This window comes from Maribacter litoralis (assembly GCF_003075045.1).
Classification (GTDB): Bacteria; Bacteroidota; Bacteroidia; order Flavobacteriales; family Flavobacteriaceae; genus Maribacter; species Maribacter litoralis.
In genome coordinates this window covers 624,308-640,389 of sequence record NZ_QCZD01000003.1, presented here as the reverse complement: position 1 = coordinate 640,389, position 16,082 = coordinate 624,308, and the positions used below count along the sequence as shown (strand labels likewise).

Annotated in this window: 20 protein-coding genes and 1 tRNA gene; 5 read left to right on the top strand and 16 right to left on the bottom strand. The window is 37.1% G+C overall.

Going from position 1 to position 16,082, the window contains the following annotated elements:
* The first annotated feature begins 58 nt into the window (after positions 1–58).
* On the top strand, positions 59–1,321 hold the full coding sequence (locus tag DCS95_RS14320; RefSeq protein WP_116771464.1) for an MFS transporter: 1,263 nt from the start codon (positions 59–61) through the stop codon (positions 1,319–1,321).
* A 499-nt stretch (positions 1,322–1,820) separates the two neighbouring features.
* Here DCS95_RS14320 and DCS95_RS14315 read toward each other — a convergent pair whose 3' ends face one another.
* From DCS95_RS14315 to DCS95_RS14285, 7 genes are all read right to left on the bottom strand, one after another.
* A complete protein-coding gene (locus tag DCS95_RS14315; protein WP_116771463.1) occupies positions 1,821–2,585 on the bottom strand; it encodes a UDP-2,3-diacylglucosamine diphosphatase in 765 nt (254 codons plus the stop codon).
* A gap of 84 nt (positions 2,586–2,669) precedes the next feature.
* Positions 2,670–3,656 (bottom strand): endonuclease/exonuclease/phosphatase family protein, encoded by a 987-nt coding sequence (locus DCS95_RS14310; protein ID WP_116771462.1) that lies wholly within the window; start codon positions 3,654–3,656, stop codon positions 2,670–2,672.
* An 83-nt stretch (positions 3,657–3,739) separates the two neighbouring features.
* Positions 3,740–4,189, bottom strand: coding sequence for a 6-pyruvoyl trahydropterin synthase family protein (locus DCS95_RS14305; protein ID WP_116771461.1), 450 nt, complete (start codon positions 4,187–4,189; stop codon positions 3,740–3,742).
* Positions 4,190–4,246: 57 nt separating this feature from the next.
* The gene (locus DCS95_RS14300; protein ID WP_116771460.1) at positions 4,247–4,672 is read right to left on the bottom strand and encodes a hypothetical protein; all 426 of its coding nucleotides are present in this window, start codon (positions 4,670–4,672) and stop codon (positions 4,247–4,249) included.
* A gap of 217 nt (positions 4,673–4,889) precedes the next feature.
* Entirely contained in the window at positions 4,890–5,657 is a 768-nt protein-coding gene (locus tag DCS95_RS14295; protein ID WP_116771459.1) for an enoyl-CoA hydratase/isomerase family protein, read from the bottom strand.
* A 21-nt stretch (positions 5,658–5,678) separates the two neighbouring features.
* A complete protein-coding gene (locus tag DCS95_RS14290) occupies positions 5,679–7,013 on the bottom strand; it encodes an MATE family efflux transporter (protein ID WP_116771458.1) in 1,335 nt (444 codons plus the stop codon).
* 12 nt (positions 7,014–7,025) lie between these two features.
* Complete coding sequence (locus DCS95_RS14285) at positions 7,026–7,526, bottom strand: GNAT family N-acetyltransferase (RefSeq protein ID WP_116771727.1); 501 nt, start codon at positions 7,524–7,526, stop codon at positions 7,026–7,028.
* 53 nt (positions 7,527–7,579) lie between these two features.
* On the opposite strand from DCS95_RS14285, the gene DCS95_RS14280 reads away from it, so the two are divergent.
* From DCS95_RS14280 to DCS95_RS14265, 4 genes are all read left to right on the top strand, one after another.
* Positions 7,580–8,377 carry a universal stress protein gene (locus tag DCS95_RS14280; protein ID WP_116771457.1) on the top strand — a complete coding sequence of 266 codons (798 nt, stop codon included), beginning with the start codon at positions 7,580–7,582 and terminating at the stop codon, positions 8,375–8,377.
* Between the two features lie 159 nt (positions 8,378–8,536).
* A tRNA-Ala gene (locus DCS95_RS14275) sits at positions 8,537–8,610 on the top strand.
* 51 nt (positions 8,611–8,661) lie between these two features.
* The gene (locus DCS95_RS14270; protein WP_116771456.1) at positions 8,662–8,922 is read left to right on the top strand and encodes a GIY-YIG nuclease family protein; all 261 of its coding nucleotides are present in this window, start codon (positions 8,662–8,664) and stop codon (positions 8,920–8,922) included.
* 470 nt (positions 8,923–9,392) lie between these two features.
* Positions 9,393–10,247 (top strand): helix-turn-helix transcriptional regulator, encoded by an 855-nt coding sequence (locus DCS95_RS14265; protein ID WP_116771455.1) that lies wholly within the window; start codon positions 9,393–9,395, stop codon positions 10,245–10,247.
* Between the two features lie 42 nt (positions 10,248–10,289).
* On the opposite strand, the gene DCS95_RS14260 is transcribed toward DCS95_RS14265, so the two are convergent.
* The 9 genes from DCS95_RS14260 to DCS95_RS14220 form a co-directional block, all read right to left on the bottom strand.
* Positions 10,290–10,466 (bottom strand): hypothetical protein, encoded by a 177-nt coding sequence (locus DCS95_RS14260; RefSeq protein ID WP_164674204.1) that lies wholly within the window; start codon positions 10,464–10,466, stop codon positions 10,290–10,292.
* A 113-nt stretch (positions 10,467–10,579) separates the two neighbouring features.
* Positions 10,580–12,013 carry an alpha/beta hydrolase gene (locus DCS95_RS14255; protein WP_164674203.1) on the bottom strand — a complete coding sequence of 478 codons (1,434 nt, stop codon included), beginning with the start codon at positions 12,011–12,013 and terminating at the stop codon, positions 10,580–10,582.
* A 10-nt stretch (positions 12,014–12,023) separates the two neighbouring features.
* Entirely contained in the window at positions 12,024–12,866 is an 843-nt protein-coding gene (locus DCS95_RS14250) for an NAD(P)H-binding protein (RefSeq protein ID WP_116771452.1), read from the bottom strand.
* Between the two features lie 88 nt (positions 12,867–12,954).
* Positions 12,955–13,356 carry a DUF5367 family protein gene (locus tag DCS95_RS14245; protein WP_116771451.1) on the bottom strand — a complete coding sequence of 134 codons (402 nt, stop codon included), beginning with the start codon at positions 13,354–13,356 and terminating at the stop codon, positions 12,955–12,957.
* Positions 13,357–13,380: 24 nt separating this feature from the next.
* Complete coding sequence (locus DCS95_RS14240) at positions 13,381–13,875, bottom strand: anthrone oxygenase family protein (protein WP_116771450.1); 495 nt, start codon at positions 13,873–13,875, stop codon at positions 13,381–13,383.
* Positions 13,865–14,119, bottom strand: a complete 255-nt coding sequence (locus DCS95_RS14235; protein ID WP_159302475.1) for a hypothetical protein — start codon at positions 14,117–14,119, stop codon at positions 13,865–13,867. The genes DCS95_RS14240 and DCS95_RS14235 overlap by 11 nt, the downstream gene beginning before the upstream one ends.
* A 278-nt stretch (positions 14,120–14,397) precedes the next feature.
* Entirely contained in the window at positions 14,398–14,928 is a 531-nt protein-coding gene (locus DCS95_RS14230) for an NADPH-dependent FMN reductase (RefSeq protein WP_116771448.1), read from the bottom strand.
* Positions 14,929–14,930: 2 nt separating this feature from the next.
* The gene (locus tag DCS95_RS14225; protein ID WP_116771447.1) at positions 14,931–15,386 is read right to left on the bottom strand and encodes a DoxX family protein; all 456 of its coding nucleotides are present in this window, start codon (positions 15,384–15,386) and stop codon (positions 14,931–14,933) included.
* A gap of 12 nt (positions 15,387–15,398) precedes the next feature.
* Entirely contained in the window at positions 15,399–16,043 is a 645-nt protein-coding gene (locus DCS95_RS14220; RefSeq protein ID WP_116771446.1) for a hypothetical protein, read from the bottom strand.
* Positions 16,044–16,082: the final 39 nt, after the last annotated feature.

The following is a 16,082-nucleotide window of genomic DNA, read 5'->3' as shown; positions in this document are numbered from 1 at the left end:
ATCTTGTTTTGCCCTATCCATTATTAAATATCTTTGAAGTCAATTTACCGATTTGTCTATGAGCGTGAATGATCCCTATGCGGCCCTAAGATTTAAGGAGTTCAATATTTTTCTTTTAGTTCGCTTTGCCATGGTTTTTGCCTGGTCTATGCAGTTCATAGTTATAGAATGGCAGGTATATACCATGACCAAAGATCCGTTGTCCTTAGGTATTATTGGTTTAATGGAAGTAATACCTGCGGTAAGTATGGCACTTTTTGCCGGTCATATCGTAGATCAGAAAGAAAAGCGCAATTTATTGGTGAAGTGCATATTCGGTTTCTCGGTTATTAGCTTCGGACTGTTCATATTAAGCCTTCCCTCAGTATTGGAAAGCTACGAAACCAAAACCATACTTTACGGAATTTATGCACTGGTCTTTTGTGGCGGTTTGGTACGTGCGTTCTTAGGTCCCACCATATTTTCGTTAATAGCGTTGATCGTTCCAAAAAAAATATACCCAAATGCCGCTACTTGGAGTAGTACTACATGGCAAATGGCATCTGTATTGGGTCCGGCATTAGCGGGCTTTTCCATTAGTTTAATTGGCGTGCACTGGTCTATGTGCGTCATCTTCGGCTTTTCATTATTGGCGTTAACCGCCTTATTTAATATTTCAAAAAAGCCTATTCTTAACCCTAAGATTGGTGAACCCGTTTTTCAAAGTTTAAGAGAAGGACTAACATTTGTTTTTAAGACCAGAGCGGTTTTAGGTGCCTTGACCTTAGATATGATTGCTGTTCTATTTGGTGGTGCTGTGGCATTGTTGCCCATTTTTGCACAAGATATTCTACATGTGGGATCAGAAGGTTTTGGAGTCTTAAGAGCAGCTCCGGCTGTAGGTGCGGCAATTACAATGTTAGGTTCTACAAGATTTCCGTTGCATAAGAACGCAGGTAAAAAGCTTTTACTGGCAGTATTTGGCTTTGGTGTATGTATGATCGTATTTGGCTTATCTACCTATTTCTGGTTATCTGTAATTGCCCTATTTTTAAGTGGCGCGGTAGATGGTGTTTCCATGATCATAAGACAGACCATTTTACAATTGAAAACACTGGACAATATGCGAGGGCGTGTGGCGTCTGTGAACTCCATGTTCGTGGGTTCTTCTAATGAGCTCGGTGCCTTTGAAAGTGGTGTTACGGCAAAGTTAATGGGAACGGTAACTGCAGTTGTATTCGGCGGTACCATGACTTTGCTTACCGTTGGTCTTACGGCTATTGTCTCTCCAAAGTTTAGAAGGCTTGATTTACAGAAGGATGTGGAAGATCATGAAAATTAATAAACAGAATATATCTGATAAAAAAAGCCCTAATCAAAGGGCTTTTTATATTGTAAGTGGTACTTAAGACTTTCGTCGTAAAGTGGAAGCACTGTTGTAGGTTAGTTATAGTATTGGGAATAAACACTTTATCTAAACTTGTGCGTAAAGATAAAACCAAATTCTATTTTTTACCAATTTTTATAGGTACTTGATCGATGTTATCTTCTTTTAAAAAGTAAAATTCTGTTATTCCTCAATACAAGGAATCGCAATAAAAAAAGCCCCTCATTGAGGGGCTATTCTTTAAAGTAACACTTAAGAGTTTTAAATCTTCAAGTGGGGAAACTTGTAGGTAATGTGAAGATTTGGGTTACAACACTTAAACTAACTAACTAACACTGTAAAGGTATGGTCAAGAGCTAGTTTTATAAAACTATTGTTGTGAACTGCTTGATTTATGTTGTAAGAAAAGGATTACAAAATAAAATATGTATTTCATCGATGTTTTTTGATGAAATTAGTTGAATTCTTTTAATGAAAGTGCTGCGCCATTAAACTCGGCATAGGTGTAGTAATTGATCCAATCACCTAGGTTTGTGTATGTTGAATTCTCATTTAATGGTATTTCCAAAGGCAAATGTCTGTGTCCAAAAATGAAATGGTCATAGTGCTGTGTCTCCAATTTTCTTTTGCAGTATTGTACAAGCCATTCTTTATCGTTGCCTAAAAATTTGGCATCGTCATCGCCACTGATCAATTTATTGCTAACCGATAGATGTTTGGCCAAGCGAACACCAAGATCGGGGTGTAGCCATTTAAAGAACCATTTGGCAACCGGGTTGGTAAATACCTTTTTCATTCTTTTAAAGCCCTTATCATCTGGACCTAAACCATCCCCATGACCTAAAAAGAAGGATGTACCATTAATATTGTATTGTTGAGGTTTATGATACACAGGTATATTCAGTTCTTCTTCAAAGTAACCGTTCATCCAAAGATCATGGTTGCCCACAAAATAGTGTATTTGTATGCCTGCATCAGACAGTTCTGCAAGCTTTCCTAACGTTCTGGTAAATCCTTTAGGGATAACGGTCTTGTATTCGAACCAAAAATCGAACAGGTCGCCCATCAAAAAAATGACTCCTGCATCCGCTTTTATATTATCCAACCAACGAACAAACTTCAATTCTCTCACCCTACTTTCTTTCATGGTAGGCGCGCCAAGGTGGTTGTCACTGGCAAAATATACTTTTTTCCCTGCTGGAAGTTCAATGTTCGTCATCAGAATGTAAATATAATAACTGTTTTGCGTACCTAGGGAATACGTGGGTCAAAATAAGTACATAGGTGCTTTTATAAACTTTGTTTATGCAGGTGCATCTTTTTCATTCAACACAATTTTTATGGGCAGATGGTCGCTATAACCGTTTAAGTTAAATGTACTGGAGTTAGGTCTACCAAATCTTACTGGTTTTTGATATGAGCCAGATGTAAGCTCTGGATATGCAATAATTTCTACGGTACTTAATTTAAAGGGAAGAGCAGACTTCTCTGATAAAATACTTTTAGAGATCATAAATTGGTCTAACATATTATAGGTGTTCCCAAATACGAATGTGCCGATCTGTGCATCTAAAAAACGGTGCATTACGTTGTAGAAATATTTTAAACGTACTCTATTACTTTTAACCAACGCCTTATTATTGATGGCCATTAAATAATCTGTAATACTCTTGTTATAAGGATTATCATTAAAATCGCCCATTAATAGAATATTGGCATCTTTACCCTGCTCCTCGTAAATTCTTTCGATCCAATACGATAGGTTTTCGGCAACCATAATTCTAAAAGGCTCGCTGGTCAATTCTCCTCCAGATCTCGATGGCCAATGATTGAGAATGCAAATAAGTTTGTTGCCGTTGGCGGTATTTATATGAACTTGAAATAAATCTCTAGTGGTGTTTCTTTTAATAATACGTAGACTAAATGTTTGTTGTTCAGGTCCGTATTTTGTTTTATCATAAATAAGTGCGGTATCTATACCACGTTTATCATCTCCTTCAGAAATAACAAAACCATAATTTTTATTGAGGGCATTACCCATTGCCGCTATCAGCAATTCAATAACATGCTCATTTTCTACCTCACAAACCCCTAAAATATCCGGCCCTTCACCGTTATTGAATTTAGAGATTACCGCGGTAAGGTTCGCTATTTTTTGTTCAAGAATAGAAGCGTTCCACCCGTTGAGTTCATTACCCAAATGGTTGTTGAGAAACTCACTTCTACGTGGTGAATTTTCTATATCGAAAAGGTTTTCAAGATTCCACCAATAGATATGATGCTTGGTCATGTTGTTATATATTAAGGAGTTGCCTTAAAAATAAAACAATTTAAAAGCTTGTAAAGAAAGTATATCGTTAAGTTATGTTGAACTTAATTGTCACTGGCATACCATTCTGCGAAAGAGGTATCGGTTTCCTGTAATTTTAAGGAGAACAATGAAATATTTTCGGGCAATCTCGCTTTAATTTTGGCGGCAAAGTCTATCACCATATTTTCACTGGTAGGTTGGTAGTCCGCTAAAATTACGTTATGTCCCCTGTCAATTAATTCTTTGGCCAATTCTACGTGAGGTGTATTTTTATTAAATACCGTAGCATGATCAAAAACATCGACAATATCTTCTTTTACTATTTTTTTTAGATCTCCAAAATCTATCACCATACCAAGCTTTACATGGCTGGTATCTGTTATGGGTCTACCTATTACGGTAACCGATAATTTATAGCTATGACCATGTACGTTTCTACATTTTCCATCATAACCATACAATGCATGACCGGTTTCAAAGTTGAATTGTTTAGTAATACGAATATTGCTCATAACCTATAATTATTTGGCAAAGGTAGGGAAAGTATACACGTATTAATAGCGAATAAATCAATCTAAAACAATGGTTCTGTTTCCTGCTATTAAGCTTACGTGACAACAATCTGCACCGATCTCAAATTCTTCATTTACAACTTGCTCATCACCTATAAAACCGTTGAACAGAAGGGTTGCTGTTTTATTTTGATATTTTGTGCGGTATGCATCGCTAATAATAGGATAAATGCCTTGATCTTTATGGTATTCTTCCGCAGTTGTACTTTCTGCCAAATTCTCGCCGGTTGCAGTGTCTATTATCTCAAAATTATCTAAAGATACGGCATCACCTGTTGCATCTTCGACGCTAACCGTAATGGTTACAAAATTAAGTGTACATATGGCTGTAGAACAATCTATTGGCTCTGGTTCTGGTTCAGCTTTATCAGAACAGGTCATAAGAAAGAAGGATAGAAATGCCAATGTAATTTTTGCGAACATAAAACTGATTTATTAGAAGATGAATAAATACCGATTAGTTGCGTAATAAGGGTGTAGAATTACCTTTTGTATTTTTTCTTTGCGCGAACTTTATTTACAAAATAAATGACCAACACAAAAAGGGCCAAAATAGGAAATACAAGGTTACCGTTTAAAAATTGAAAAAATTCCATAATAGTTATTTAGAAACAGAACGATGAGCTGTTTCGGTTATTGTTTATTTTTTAAATTTTGACAGTGCATTTCTGGTAAAGTCAGATAGTGCCAGTTTACCGGTGATCGATGCGCGGTCTGTCAATAAGGTATCCCAATGGTCGGTGCCTTCCCATAAAACTTTCTTCCACTCGGTTAAAGCATCTGGGTTATAGCTTGCCAATTTGTGAATGTAGAAATCAAGTTCTTTATCCATTTCTTGGGCAGAGTCGTACACCTTATTGAACAATCCTTTTTCTTGTGCCCAATATGCACTTTTCCATTCGGTAGGCGCCAGAGACATTTCTCCCATAGCGGCATTACCTATTTTTCTTGCTACGGCAGGTGCAATAACCAAAGGAGCAATACCGATGCTAAGTTCAGAAAGTTTAATAGATGCGTTTACGTTAGAGTACACATAATCACAGGCAGCGGCAAGACCTACGCCACCACCAACGGTTTTACCATGTACACGACCTACAATAACCTTTTTACATTTGCGCATGGCATTGATAACGTGTGCAAAACCACTAAAAAAAGCCTTGCCTTCTTCTAAATTAGATACTTCTAACAGCTCATCAAAAGAAGCACCGGCACAAAAAGCCTTTTCCCCTTCAGATTTTAAAAGAATAACAGAAATACCATCGTTTTCTGAAAGTTCATTGATAGTATCGGTTAAACGTTCTAAAAGTTCAGAAACGAAAGAATTACTAGCAGGGTGTCCAAATTCTACATGGGCAACTTTACCATCAATTCTTGTATATAAACTACCATTTTTTCTTGTGGTGACCATAGCATTTTGTTTCCTTCAAAATTACGGATTTTGCAATAAAGGTTTGAATTTGTTTCTAAACTTCCACACTAATGCGGCACCCCTAATAAACATCCAGACCGTAAAGGCCAGCCATATTCCCGTTAAGCCCCAGTTGAGGTATTTACCTAAGAAGAGCATGGGCACAAATCCTAAAAAGGTAGCCACGAGCAATGTATTTCGTAAATATTTCATTTCTCCCAGACCTTTAAATACTCCGTCTAGCACAAAGGCAATGGTATTAATGGGCAGCCCAAGAATTATAATATAGAAAATGGCGTAGAAAGTAGAAAGCACTAAACTTTCATTAGAAAATAGACTGCCCAAGGGCTTGTAAAATATACTGGCAAATGCCATGATCACCAAACTGACTATGAGTCCGTATTTCGTTATTTTTTTTGCCAGTAGCCACAGGTCGTCGTAATTTTTTTCTCCCAGCAATCTACCGCCCATAATATTTCCTGCAGCACCATAACCATCTATAAAGAATGCCGAAAACAGCCAAAGGTTTATGGCAATGGTGTGCGCACCTATAAACTGACCTCCAAGTGCCGTAGCCTCATGTGCTGCAAGAACAATGGCCGTGTTCAAGGCAATTGCACGTACAAATAAATTTAGGCTCATGACCACCAACCTCGCCAGTTCAGGATGTATGGGCAACCTTAATTTTAGACTGATATCCGTCTTTGTCCATAGCAAGTAAAATGCCATAATCGCCATAATGCTTTGTGCCAATAAACTGGCATAAGCAGCACCGTCTAAATACATGGCGGGTATAAATCCGTCAATTCCGTATACGAAGGCAAAATCGAAAATTACGTTTAGTACCGCTCCCGTAATGGCAATGACCATGGGCCAATAGGTATTCTGTAATCCGCGAAAAATACCCATAACTGCAAAAACGAACAAGGTCAACGGAAAGCCCCAAACACGAATGGAGTAATAGCTAATACAATATTGCAATATTTTCCCCGAGGCATTTAACAACTCAAAAATTTCTTGAATAACGAATATAGTAGAGAGCAGTATTAAAATACTAAGGGTAATGTTGAGGTAAATGGCCTGTGCGGGCAGGGTTTTAACCTCTTCTAATCTGCCGGCGCCCAAATATTGTGAAATTATGGCAGAAATTGCACTACGGGTTTGCCCCAAAATCCAAATAAGGGCAGAAAGAAAAGAACCCACAATACCAGCTGCAGCTAGCGATTCTAAACCATCAACCGGTATGTTGCCCACAATGGCCGTATCGGTTATGGATAGTAGAGGTTCTGCTATACCGGCAATTGTTGCAGGTATTGCCAGAGCATTTATAGATTTAAAATTAACAGTAGTTTTCAAAAAATATGGGTTCTAGAGTACAAGTTCATAGCAATGAAAAGGGTGTTCGCTTTGGTTGGGAAAAAAGATATCTCCCAGTTTAGCGTAACCACGTTGCTCATAAAATTTCTGATTTCTTTTGTTTTGGCTAAAGGTATCCAACCTAACCGATAGGGCATTGTTCTCACGGGCAAAATTTTCCCCAAAATCCATTAAGCGCTGTGCACAACCTTTACCTTGGTATTTAGGGTGCACCGCTAGCCTATGTATGTAATAGTTGATGCCGTTTGGCGTTAACCAAGCTACATTTTTATATTCATCATCCATCAATAACGATATTACAATGCAGCCAATAATGGCATTATCCTCTAAGAGAACATACAGCTCATTGCGATCAATATCTTTCTCAAAAGCTTTTTGAGAAGGATATTCCGTTGTCCATTGATAAATGCCGTTTGCTTCCATGGCAATTCTACAGGCATTGGTCATCGTTAAAATTTCGGGTATTTGAGATATCTTTGCAGGTGCTATCATTAAAGCCATTTAATTAAATTGTAAATTTAGAGTTATAATCAATACTTTTTATCATGATGAACATTCTTGTTCCGATAGGGACCTCAATAAATGCGAACGAAACTTTACAATATGCCGTTAATTTTGCACAAGATTTTGGTGCCGATATTTATGTAATGGAGGTATTTAACGTTAGCGGAAAAACAGGTACGCTTACTAACCTTACCCAAAAAGTTGCGGAAAATTCTAAAGAACGATTAAAAGAGATTATCGCAACGGTAGATACCAAAGATGTATCTATAAAAATTGCAAGTTTTAATGGTGAGCTAAAAGACGGTCTACGTGAAATAGATAAAGGAATTGGAATAGACCTTATTATTTTGGCACCTAGAAGTAATGATATACAAGAAGAGTTTTATTTAGGGCATACCTCTGGAGCCATTATCAAGAGAACGAATATACCTACCTTGATCGTACCAAAGGGAACCACGTATAAATCATTTGAAAATATATTGGTAGCGTTTAAATCGGGTATTTTAAAGCGAAAAAGAATACTTGATCCATTAATCGAAATAAAGGTAAAGCACAATGCAAATGTGAACCTTTTAATGGTAAAGACCCCTGGGTATTCAGATGATGATTTAAAGATCAACACGGCGTTAATGGATATTTGTTCGCAACTAACGTTTACAGATAATTCTACCACATATCATGGAGTTTTAGAGCATTTTCAGGCAAAACACCCCGATTTGTTATGTGTTTTTAGAAGAAAAAGAGGTTTCTTTAAAAAATTATGGGAGAAAAGTACCATTTCAAAATCAGAGTTTTACGCACCGGTACCAGTATTGGTGCTTAGTGTAAAGAAAGATTAAATAGTACTTTGATAGGTTATTAAAATAGGTTTTCTTTGACGCTGTCGAAAAATTAGGGGGATTAGCTCGCCCGACTTTTTAGGCGGGATCAGTTGGATAGAGCGTCCCGAAAGCCTTCGGGAAGGTCGCTTCGATATTCAATTGAGATTAAGAAAATAAGGGGGATTAGCTCAGTTGGCTAGAGCGCTTGCCTGGCAGGCAAGAGGTCACCGGTTCGAATCCGGTATTCTCCACGCAAAAAGGCTTCCATTTTGGAAGCCTTTTTAATTTGATTATTTTTATAAATGCCATTCACTACTTATATAATTTATAGTCAGACACTTGATCGCTACTACATTGGTAGTACAGAAAATATTGAAAAACGACTTGAACGACATATTAAAGGAAATGGATCTACTTATACCAAAAAGGCAATTGATTGGGTTTTAAAATGGCAACGTAATTTTGAAACACGATCAGAAGCAGTCTCGTTTGAACTTCTGATTAAAAAGAAGAAAAGTAGAAAATATATTGAGTATTTAATCTCACTAGAAATTAGAGAATAGAGCGTCCCGAAGGCTTTCGGGAAGGTCACCGGTTCGAATCTGGTATTCTCCACTAAGTTTTATAGGGCTTCAAGAGTTTTTGACTTTTGAAGCTTTTTTCATTTGCACGCAATTTGCACGCAGAACTGGTTTTAAATTAAGCTTGGTAATATTTGATTCATATTGGTTTACTTTGATAGTTCTTCACTAATTACAGAATGCTTTTCCGTAAAAACATCACACCCCTTAGACGCTTTAATATTCAACATTTAGGAAATTTAAGTCCTATAAAAGGTTAATTAACGAAAATATTAAAAAAGACACTCTTAAGTATAGTTATTACATTTAGATATAAGCGTTTTAAAAACGGCCGTTTTAGGGAGTGATAACCTTTTTTCTCTTTTTTGTTCATCTAGTATTCGAATTAAGTATTTTTTTCAGCAATAATCAGCCGATATTGTGCATGTTAATGATTAAATTTAAGATTACTAATGACACGAGATTTTATCCATATCAACGATTTTGTAATTCTTGTTGAAGAAGCTGATTCACTCACCAAGGAGGTAGATTCTTGCTATTTTGATGAGCCCATTGTTGCCATTGCCTTCTACGGGTCGGGAAATGTAGATTTATCGGTGAAATACGGTAGTAGTCATAAAGATTTTACCTACACCAAAGGTTTGGCACTTTCTTTTTATGCAGATGAAAAAGTGGAATTTGAGCATACCGTGAGCCCAAGAAAAAGCCTTAAGTGTCTAGTGGTTGCAACTGCTCTTCGAAATTTAGAACATTTACCAAATCAAGAGGGCGAAATATTTTCTGAACTCTTGGGAGCCTTGGTAAAACCTAAAGATCATTATGTAGAAGGTCCTAGTTTTTTTATGACGCCGCAAATGGAACGTATTGTCGATGCTTTCTTTTCGAATAGCTACATTGGGAAGACCAAAATGATGTTCTACAGAAGTCAGATAACGGCTTTATTATCCCACTTTTTCGGTCAGCTCGCACTATTACCGGAAAAGGACTCAAGTGCCAATTATAGGGATCAGTTGAACAAGGTACGGGATATTTTATTGGACAATATTGAGGACCCGCCTTCGCTTTCGGAACTTTCTAAGGAAATAGGACTTAATACAACAAAGCTCAAAAAAGAGTTTAAAGCCATTTTTGGCGTACCAGTTTTTAAATACCTTCAAAATGAAAGACTTACTTCTGCCCATACACTTATAAGTGAAGGTCAAGCTAGTGTTCAAGAAGCGGCTTGGCAAGTAGGCTACGATAGCTTGAGTTCTTTCTCCAATGCATTCGCGAAAAAGTTTGGTTACCGTCCTAGTCAAATCAAGTAAATTAGTCTCTATAGTAACTGGATTAGTTTTGTTGCATCTATATTAATTATATTTTTTATTTATTATCATTGTTTTCACTCCAGTTCCAAGAGCTGCTCCAAGGACTAAACCTACACCAGCTCCTAGAACTAGTCCAATTGCAATAGCATTGGTTAAGATACCGGTGATAAGGCCAATTCCTGCTCCAAATAGCAATCCCAATGTCAATTTCTTTTTCATAATACTTATTTGGTTAAACATCTAATTTATATAAAACCAAGCGTTTTCTTGATTTTAAATTCAATATGAAATAATCTTCATAAAGTAATTCATTTTATACTTACCTTTTCATATCATTCGAATAGAATAGGTTTCAGTTTTATCCGGTTTGTCCCAATTTCATTTTCTTTAAAAAAAGCCAAAACCGTTTCACTTACCAATGGTGATTGCATATACAAATCGTGACCGGCATTTTCAATGATAATGTGTCGTCCATTTTTAAACTTTTTCGCAAGCTCTATGGCACTGGAGACATAGGTGCGCCCGTCCATTGTTCCGCTTAAAAGAAGCGCATCTACCTTATTAGGTTTCATTTTTCTAAACTGTTTCGGCAGTTGACGGAAATTTGTAGTTTGCATCCATTCAAATTGTAAAAAGTTTATAGTGCTGCCCAGAATAGCATCGTCTATTTGCCTTTTCATGATTCGTTTACGGTCTTGCGATATACCACTTTGCATATCCATTGAAAATGGCATTGGCCGTATGCGAGAGTAGATATACTTTTTTAATATCATCACATTCGGTGCGATTTCCGTAAAGTTGCCGTGGTACATTTGGTCATAAAGCCTCGGTACTATTTTAGAGTCTTCGGGGTTCTTTAAATAGAACGTGGCAATGGCCGATTGCAATTCAAAATTTGAAATCCCAACAGTATCAATTCTACCTTGTCTATTCACATAGGTGGAGATTACGGGACTTTTTTCCAATCGACCGTGAACGGCAAGCATCTTTTTTTTCAGGTTTGGGTAGGTAATATCGGCGCCATAATTAGTTGTAGCCTTTTCGGCAATTTGAAATATAAAATTGGCTGTGTTTTCGGGAAGTTTGATAGTTTCATTAGGACCCTCAAGGCTTGCCAATACAACTTTATCTATGTTATCCTCAAAAAGTCTGATATACTCAAAAGCTAGATGAGAGCCGTAACTAATACCCCAAAGCGAAATTTTCTCCACCTTGAGAACGTTTCTTAACGCCTCAATATCTTTTGCGTTTTCTGTAGTATTGTATGCGCCTAGATTAACGTTTTTTTCTTGCCAGAACGCTAAACATTTAGTGATGTTCTCGGTGCTTTTATCCACATACTCTTGTTTATCAATAGCTTTGGAGAGTTCAAAACTTGCGGTATATGGGCATTCTAGCAATCTCGTTGACATACCAGTACCGCGTTGGTCAAAAGCAATTACATCGGCAACCTCTCGAAGGTTCATAAATAATGAAAAGCGCTTGCCTTTTGCCGTACCGATACCTGAACCACCGGGGCCGCCCGATAGATATACTATCGGGCTTCCAGGATTCGGATTCGTGCTTTTAAAGCGTACAAACGAGAGTTGTATGGAGTCTAGACTTTCATTGTTTCGGTCCTCCAAAACTTTGAAAGAACCTAACTCAGCTTGGACAGTATCTTTGGACCTTGAAATAAATTCATAGGGTTCAACCTTTAGACTTTGCCCGGTAAGAAGCATTACCGGTAGTAAAAGGAAAAAATGAACAATTGCCTTTAATTTCATTTTCATAGTTTTAAACCTTCGCTATCTTTTTGTTCCAAATACCTGTTTCAGCAGTTGCTGCAGCATACTCACTAAAATCAATAGGTTTTCTCCCTAATATTTTTTCAATATCGTGGGATACTTCAGCCAGTTCAGGATTGCCCAGAACTTCAGTAAACAGATATTCAATAAGCCAGATAAAGTCTTCGTGAAGACCAGTCTTTCGCATTCCATCACCATATTCCTTTACTGAAATAGGCACAAATGCAATATCACGATTACTCGCTTTAGCAATTTCCGCTACAGCGTCTTTAAACGTTAAGGTTCTTTGTCCTGTGAGTTCATAAATCTGTCCATTGTGAATATCCTCGGTCAAGGCCTTGGTGGCCACTTCGGCAATATCATCAGTATCTACCCAAGGGATTTGAGCTTCTGCCTGAGGTAGTGCAACCAAACCATCTAAAATGGGTTCCAACAAAAAGTTTTCGCTAAAATTCTGGTTGAACCAGCTTGCACGTACTATGGTATAATCCAAACCGGAATGAATCACGACTTGCTCACATAATTGGGCTTCGCGCTCGCCTTTTCCGGAAAGTAAAACCAATTTTTTGACATTGGCGCGTTTTGAGACCTTTACCAATTGTTCAATAGATTCCAATGCTCCGGGTACTGCCAAATCGGGTTGATAGGTGATATAGACTTTGTCCATTCCCGCTAAAGTGGCGTCCCAATTCTCAGGTTTATGCCAGTCGAATATGGGAGTCGCACTACGGGACCCTATGCGTATATTATGGCCCAACGCTTCAAGTCGTGCTACAATTCTTCTCCCTGTTTTACCAGTCCCTCCGATTACTAAGATGTTTTCTTTTTCCATTTTTATTTGTTTTTAGGTCCCACTTTACAGCCGGACAGATTATAGTAGTTCTGCTTCAAATAGTTGAAATTTTTGTTGTTACTTTTTATTAATGGGTTGCATGAATTCTTTTGCGATGTACTTTGAGATACCAATACACCATTGTCGTTATAATAAACTCTAGCCCAATGAACCAAAACCCAAAATCGACGAAGAAATCATAGTAGCTTCCTCCATAGGGTAGAATTGTAAATGGTACGGTAATAAGCGCATCTAAAATTGCCGATATCGTAAAGAAAACTAGTCCTGTTATAAGTCCGTGGGTATAAACCCCATTTTTATAATATAGTTTTGCTCCAAGCCAAACTATGGGCACTACGACTATTGAGAGCCATATATTGGCCTGTTGCTCTGCATTTTCTAACATTGGCACGTAATAGGAGAATGCATATAAGCTCACACCGATGATCCAAATTAATATTCCAAAAGTAATTGCTCTTGTAAATTTCATAACTGTTCGCTTTTTTTTTGATGATTATTTGTAATAAATGATTCCGATGAGCAGTAAAGCAAAAGCCATGAAAGAGGCTATGGTGCGCTGTATGTGCCATCTATTCCATGGCTTCTCAAACTTAGTTCTTAGCTCTTTAAGTTCTAAGGATGAAAGATTTTCCAATACTGTCTTGTCCAATAGTTCGTTGAGGGGTACATTTTTGAATATGGTTACAAACCCTATCCCTACAAAAAAGAGTACTGCTGCTATCAGAAAGGACCAAAACGTCTCAGGATGCGCATTTCTATGTAAAAAAGCATTTACTGATAGCAATACGACAGGTGAAAAGAATACGATTAAAAAGCTTGGGTTGATAATCGCTCTATTCATTGCCTGAAAGGATTGTAAAAAGGATAGGTCGTTCAATCTCCCAATACCCGGAGTAATTGAGTTGGACCACGTGAAACACAATCCTGCGGTAAGCCCTGTAAATAAAATGCCCAGGCACAATACGATAATTTTGATTTTATATTCCATTATTTTGAGTTTTTGTGTAGCTAACCCACGTTAATAAATCTTGATATTCTTGACTGGTGAGTTTGGTTTTCTTGCCTTTAGGCATTCGTTTTTCTATGAATACTTGTTGGTAAATATCATTTGTCCAGCTGTTCATATTATCTTCGGTAAAGACACGTCCGCGATTACGCTGAGCGTGGCAGACATTGCATTTATCCGCAAGAATACCAAAGGCTCTTTGTTGGGTTGAGTCTTTTAGTATCATATACATTGGTTCGGAAGGCACGTAGTTTTGTACTAAGTCTCTTTTTGGGTTCTGTACTGACCAGAAAGAGAGTGTAATTCCGAGTATAATTTTTACTAGTGTTATCATCATAAGGTTTATTGATTATGATGACACAAAATTGCACATATATGCCACCAATTATTTATTCGAGCGGAAGTATGATTTGTTCGAAAAGTCCATTCGCATTAATCGAATTAAGAGTAGGCATCAAAAACTACTTCCCAATGCGTTTCTAAAGGTTCTCCCAATAGTTTTGATTAGAGTTCTTCAGAAAACTTAACCGTCTTATCTTCTAATTCCTTTCTATAATCTTCCTCAATTATTTCGCCTTCTTTAAAGTTGTCATAAAAAGACGGTAGCGAATAGGTTTCTATAATTTTTGCTCCCAAAAATGGAAAATATGTTCTTGCTGATTGTAGTGCGTTTGCACCACCTCTCCCCCCAGGTGAAGTTGCCATTAAAAGCATTGGCTTTTCTCTCCAAATTTTCATATTTACACGTGATAGCCAGTCTATAGTATTTTTAAATACCGCTGCATAAGAACCATTATGTTCTGCTAAAGAGATAATAAACCCATCAGCATCATCTAACAATTCATTAAGTCTTTTTATAGCTGTAGGTATCCCATTTTCAGCTTCAAAATCAACGCCGTAAATGGGCATAACATAATCGTTCAAGTCGATTGAATTTATTTCTACATTTTCTAATAAACTAGATGTATAGGACAGTAATTTTTTGTTGATTGATTTCTGGCTATTACTTCCTGCTATTGTGATTACTTTTTTCATGATTATTGTTTTTGAGAGATTATAGTATCGACTGAATATTTTCCGCTTCCATTCATTAGTATTGACAGTGCTATACCAATAACAAGCAAAGAATATTCATAACCTTCACCTGCTTGGTTGCCGAACCAGTTCATAAAAAACCCGTGCTCTAGTTGTGTAGTGAAAATTATACCTAAAAACATTCCGATAAGTGATAATGCCCAAAATCTGCTGAAGAGACCAAGAACCAATGAAATGGAACCAAAAAACTCAATCATAATCACGGAGAAAGCTACAATACTGGGTAAGTCCATTTGGGTGGTCAACGATTCCATTGTTCCGGAATATCCATATCCTCCAAATAGTCCTAATAGTTTTTGTGCACCGTGCGGAAATATGACCAAGCCAAGTGTCATGCGCGCGATACTGAATCCCAAATTAGGATTTGTTTTTACTAATGTTCTGAATAAATTTTTCATAATAATTAAGATTTATAATGTTTTACGGTAATACAATCCGAAAGAGGATTTATGAATAGGTTTGGGTCCGTATTGGTCAAAATCTGACCCAAAGCCAAATTGATGTCCTTTGTAGGATAGACCCAAACGTAATTGTTGGAAGCTTCTCGAGTGTGTTTCAAATTTGTCCCAAACCGTTAGAAACTGTCCGTTGAACCACAAAGAAATCTTTTCATTAAGTGGTTTGTGTAGTTGAAATTGAGCGAATATTTCGGCAAGGCTAGCATCTTTCTTTTCTGAGTAAGCCACAGTCGGGATGACCATCAATAAAGCTCTCGAATTTTTGACTGTGAATTTGACCGAAAGCCTTTCTGAAAATCCTCCAAAGCTATTATAGTAGAGTGAAGGTCCAATGGCAATTGTCTCGTTGGCTTTCCAGAATATTGTAGGTTGAACACCCACTTCATCAAATATTTGGTTTTCTTTTTCTCTAAAATTTTGAAAGAAAGCAAGAGTAGTAACACTTAATGTATTACTCTGATTTATGGAATAATTAGATAATAAAGTGAAGTCTGTTTTCTCAAATCCTGAAAACAGTTCTAGTTGGGTGAATTGCGATTGTAAATTGCTTACAAGAGCAATTGTTACTATTATTGATATGAGTCCTACTTTTTTCACACTTCAAAATTCCGATTGGGAAGCGTGAAAAAAAATGAA

What these genes read in the sequence shown, in the direction of transcription:
- DCS95_RS14320 (WP_116771464.1), top strand. Translation starts at nt 59, where the DNA reads ATGAGCGTGAATGATCCCTATGCGGCCCTAAGATTTAAGGAGTTCAAT.
- DCS95_RS14315 (WP_116771463.1), bottom strand. Translation starts at nt 2,585, where the DNA reads ATGACGAACATTGAACTTCCAGCAGGGAAAAAAGTATATTTTGCCAGT.
- DCS95_RS14310 (WP_116771462.1), bottom strand. Translation starts at nt 3,656, where the DNA reads ATGACCAAGCATCATATCTATTGGTGGAATCTTGAAAACCTTTTCGAT.
- DCS95_RS14305 (WP_116771461.1), bottom strand. Translation starts at nt 4,189, where the DNA reads ATGAGCAATATTCGTATTACTAAACAATTCAACTTTGAAACCGGTCAT.
- DCS95_RS14300 (WP_116771460.1), bottom strand. Translation starts at nt 4,672, where the DNA reads ATGTTCGCAAAAATTACATTGGCATTTCTATCCTTCTTTCTTATGACC.
- DCS95_RS14295 (WP_116771459.1), bottom strand. Translation starts at nt 5,657, where the DNA reads ATGGTCACCACAAGAAAAAATGGTAGTTTATATACAAGAATTGATGGT.
- DCS95_RS14285 (WP_116771727.1), bottom strand. Translation starts at nt 7,526, where the DNA reads ATGATAGCACCTGCAAAGATATCTCAAATACCCGAAATTTTAACGATG.
- DCS95_RS14280 (WP_116771457.1), top strand. Translation starts at nt 7,580, where the DNA reads ATGATGAACATTCTTGTTCCGATAGGGACCTCAATAAATGCGAACGAA.
- DCS95_RS14270 (WP_116771456.1), top strand. Translation starts at nt 8,662, where the DNA reads ATGCCATTCACTACTTATATAATTTATAGTCAGACACTTGATCGCTAC.
- DCS95_RS14265 (WP_116771455.1), top strand. Translation starts at nt 9,393, where the DNA reads ATGACACGAGATTTTATCCATATCAACGATTTTGTAATTCTTGTTGAA.
- DCS95_RS14260 (WP_164674204.1), bottom strand. Translation starts at nt 10,466, where the DNA reads ATGAAAAAGAAATTGACATTGGGATTGCTATTTGGAGCAGGAATTGGC.
- DCS95_RS14255 (WP_164674203.1), bottom strand. Translation starts at nt 12,013, where the DNA reads ATGAAATTAAAGGCAATTGTTCATTTTTTCCTTTTACTACCGGTAATG.
- DCS95_RS14250 (WP_116771452.1), bottom strand. Translation starts at nt 12,866, where the DNA reads ATGGAAAAAGAAAACATCTTAGTAATCGGAGGGACTGGTAAAACAGGG.
- DCS95_RS14245 (WP_116771451.1), bottom strand. Translation starts at nt 13,356, where the DNA reads ATGAAATTTACAAGAGCAATTACTTTTGGAATATTAATTTGGATCATC.
- DCS95_RS14240 (WP_116771450.1), bottom strand. Translation starts at nt 13,875, where the DNA reads ATGGAATATAAAATCAAAATTATCGTATTGTGCCTGGGCATTTTATTT.
- DCS95_RS14235 (WP_159302475.1), bottom strand. Translation starts at nt 14,119, where the DNA reads ATGATACTAAAAGACTCAACCCAACAAAGAGCCTTTGGTATTCTTGCG.
- DCS95_RS14230 (WP_116771448.1), bottom strand. Translation starts at nt 14,928, where the DNA reads ATGAAAAAAGTAATCACAATAGCAGGAAGTAATAGCCAGAAATCAATC.
- DCS95_RS14225 (WP_116771447.1), bottom strand. Translation starts at nt 15,386, where the DNA reads ATGAAAAATTTATTCAGAACATTAGTAAAAACAAATCCTAATTTGGGA.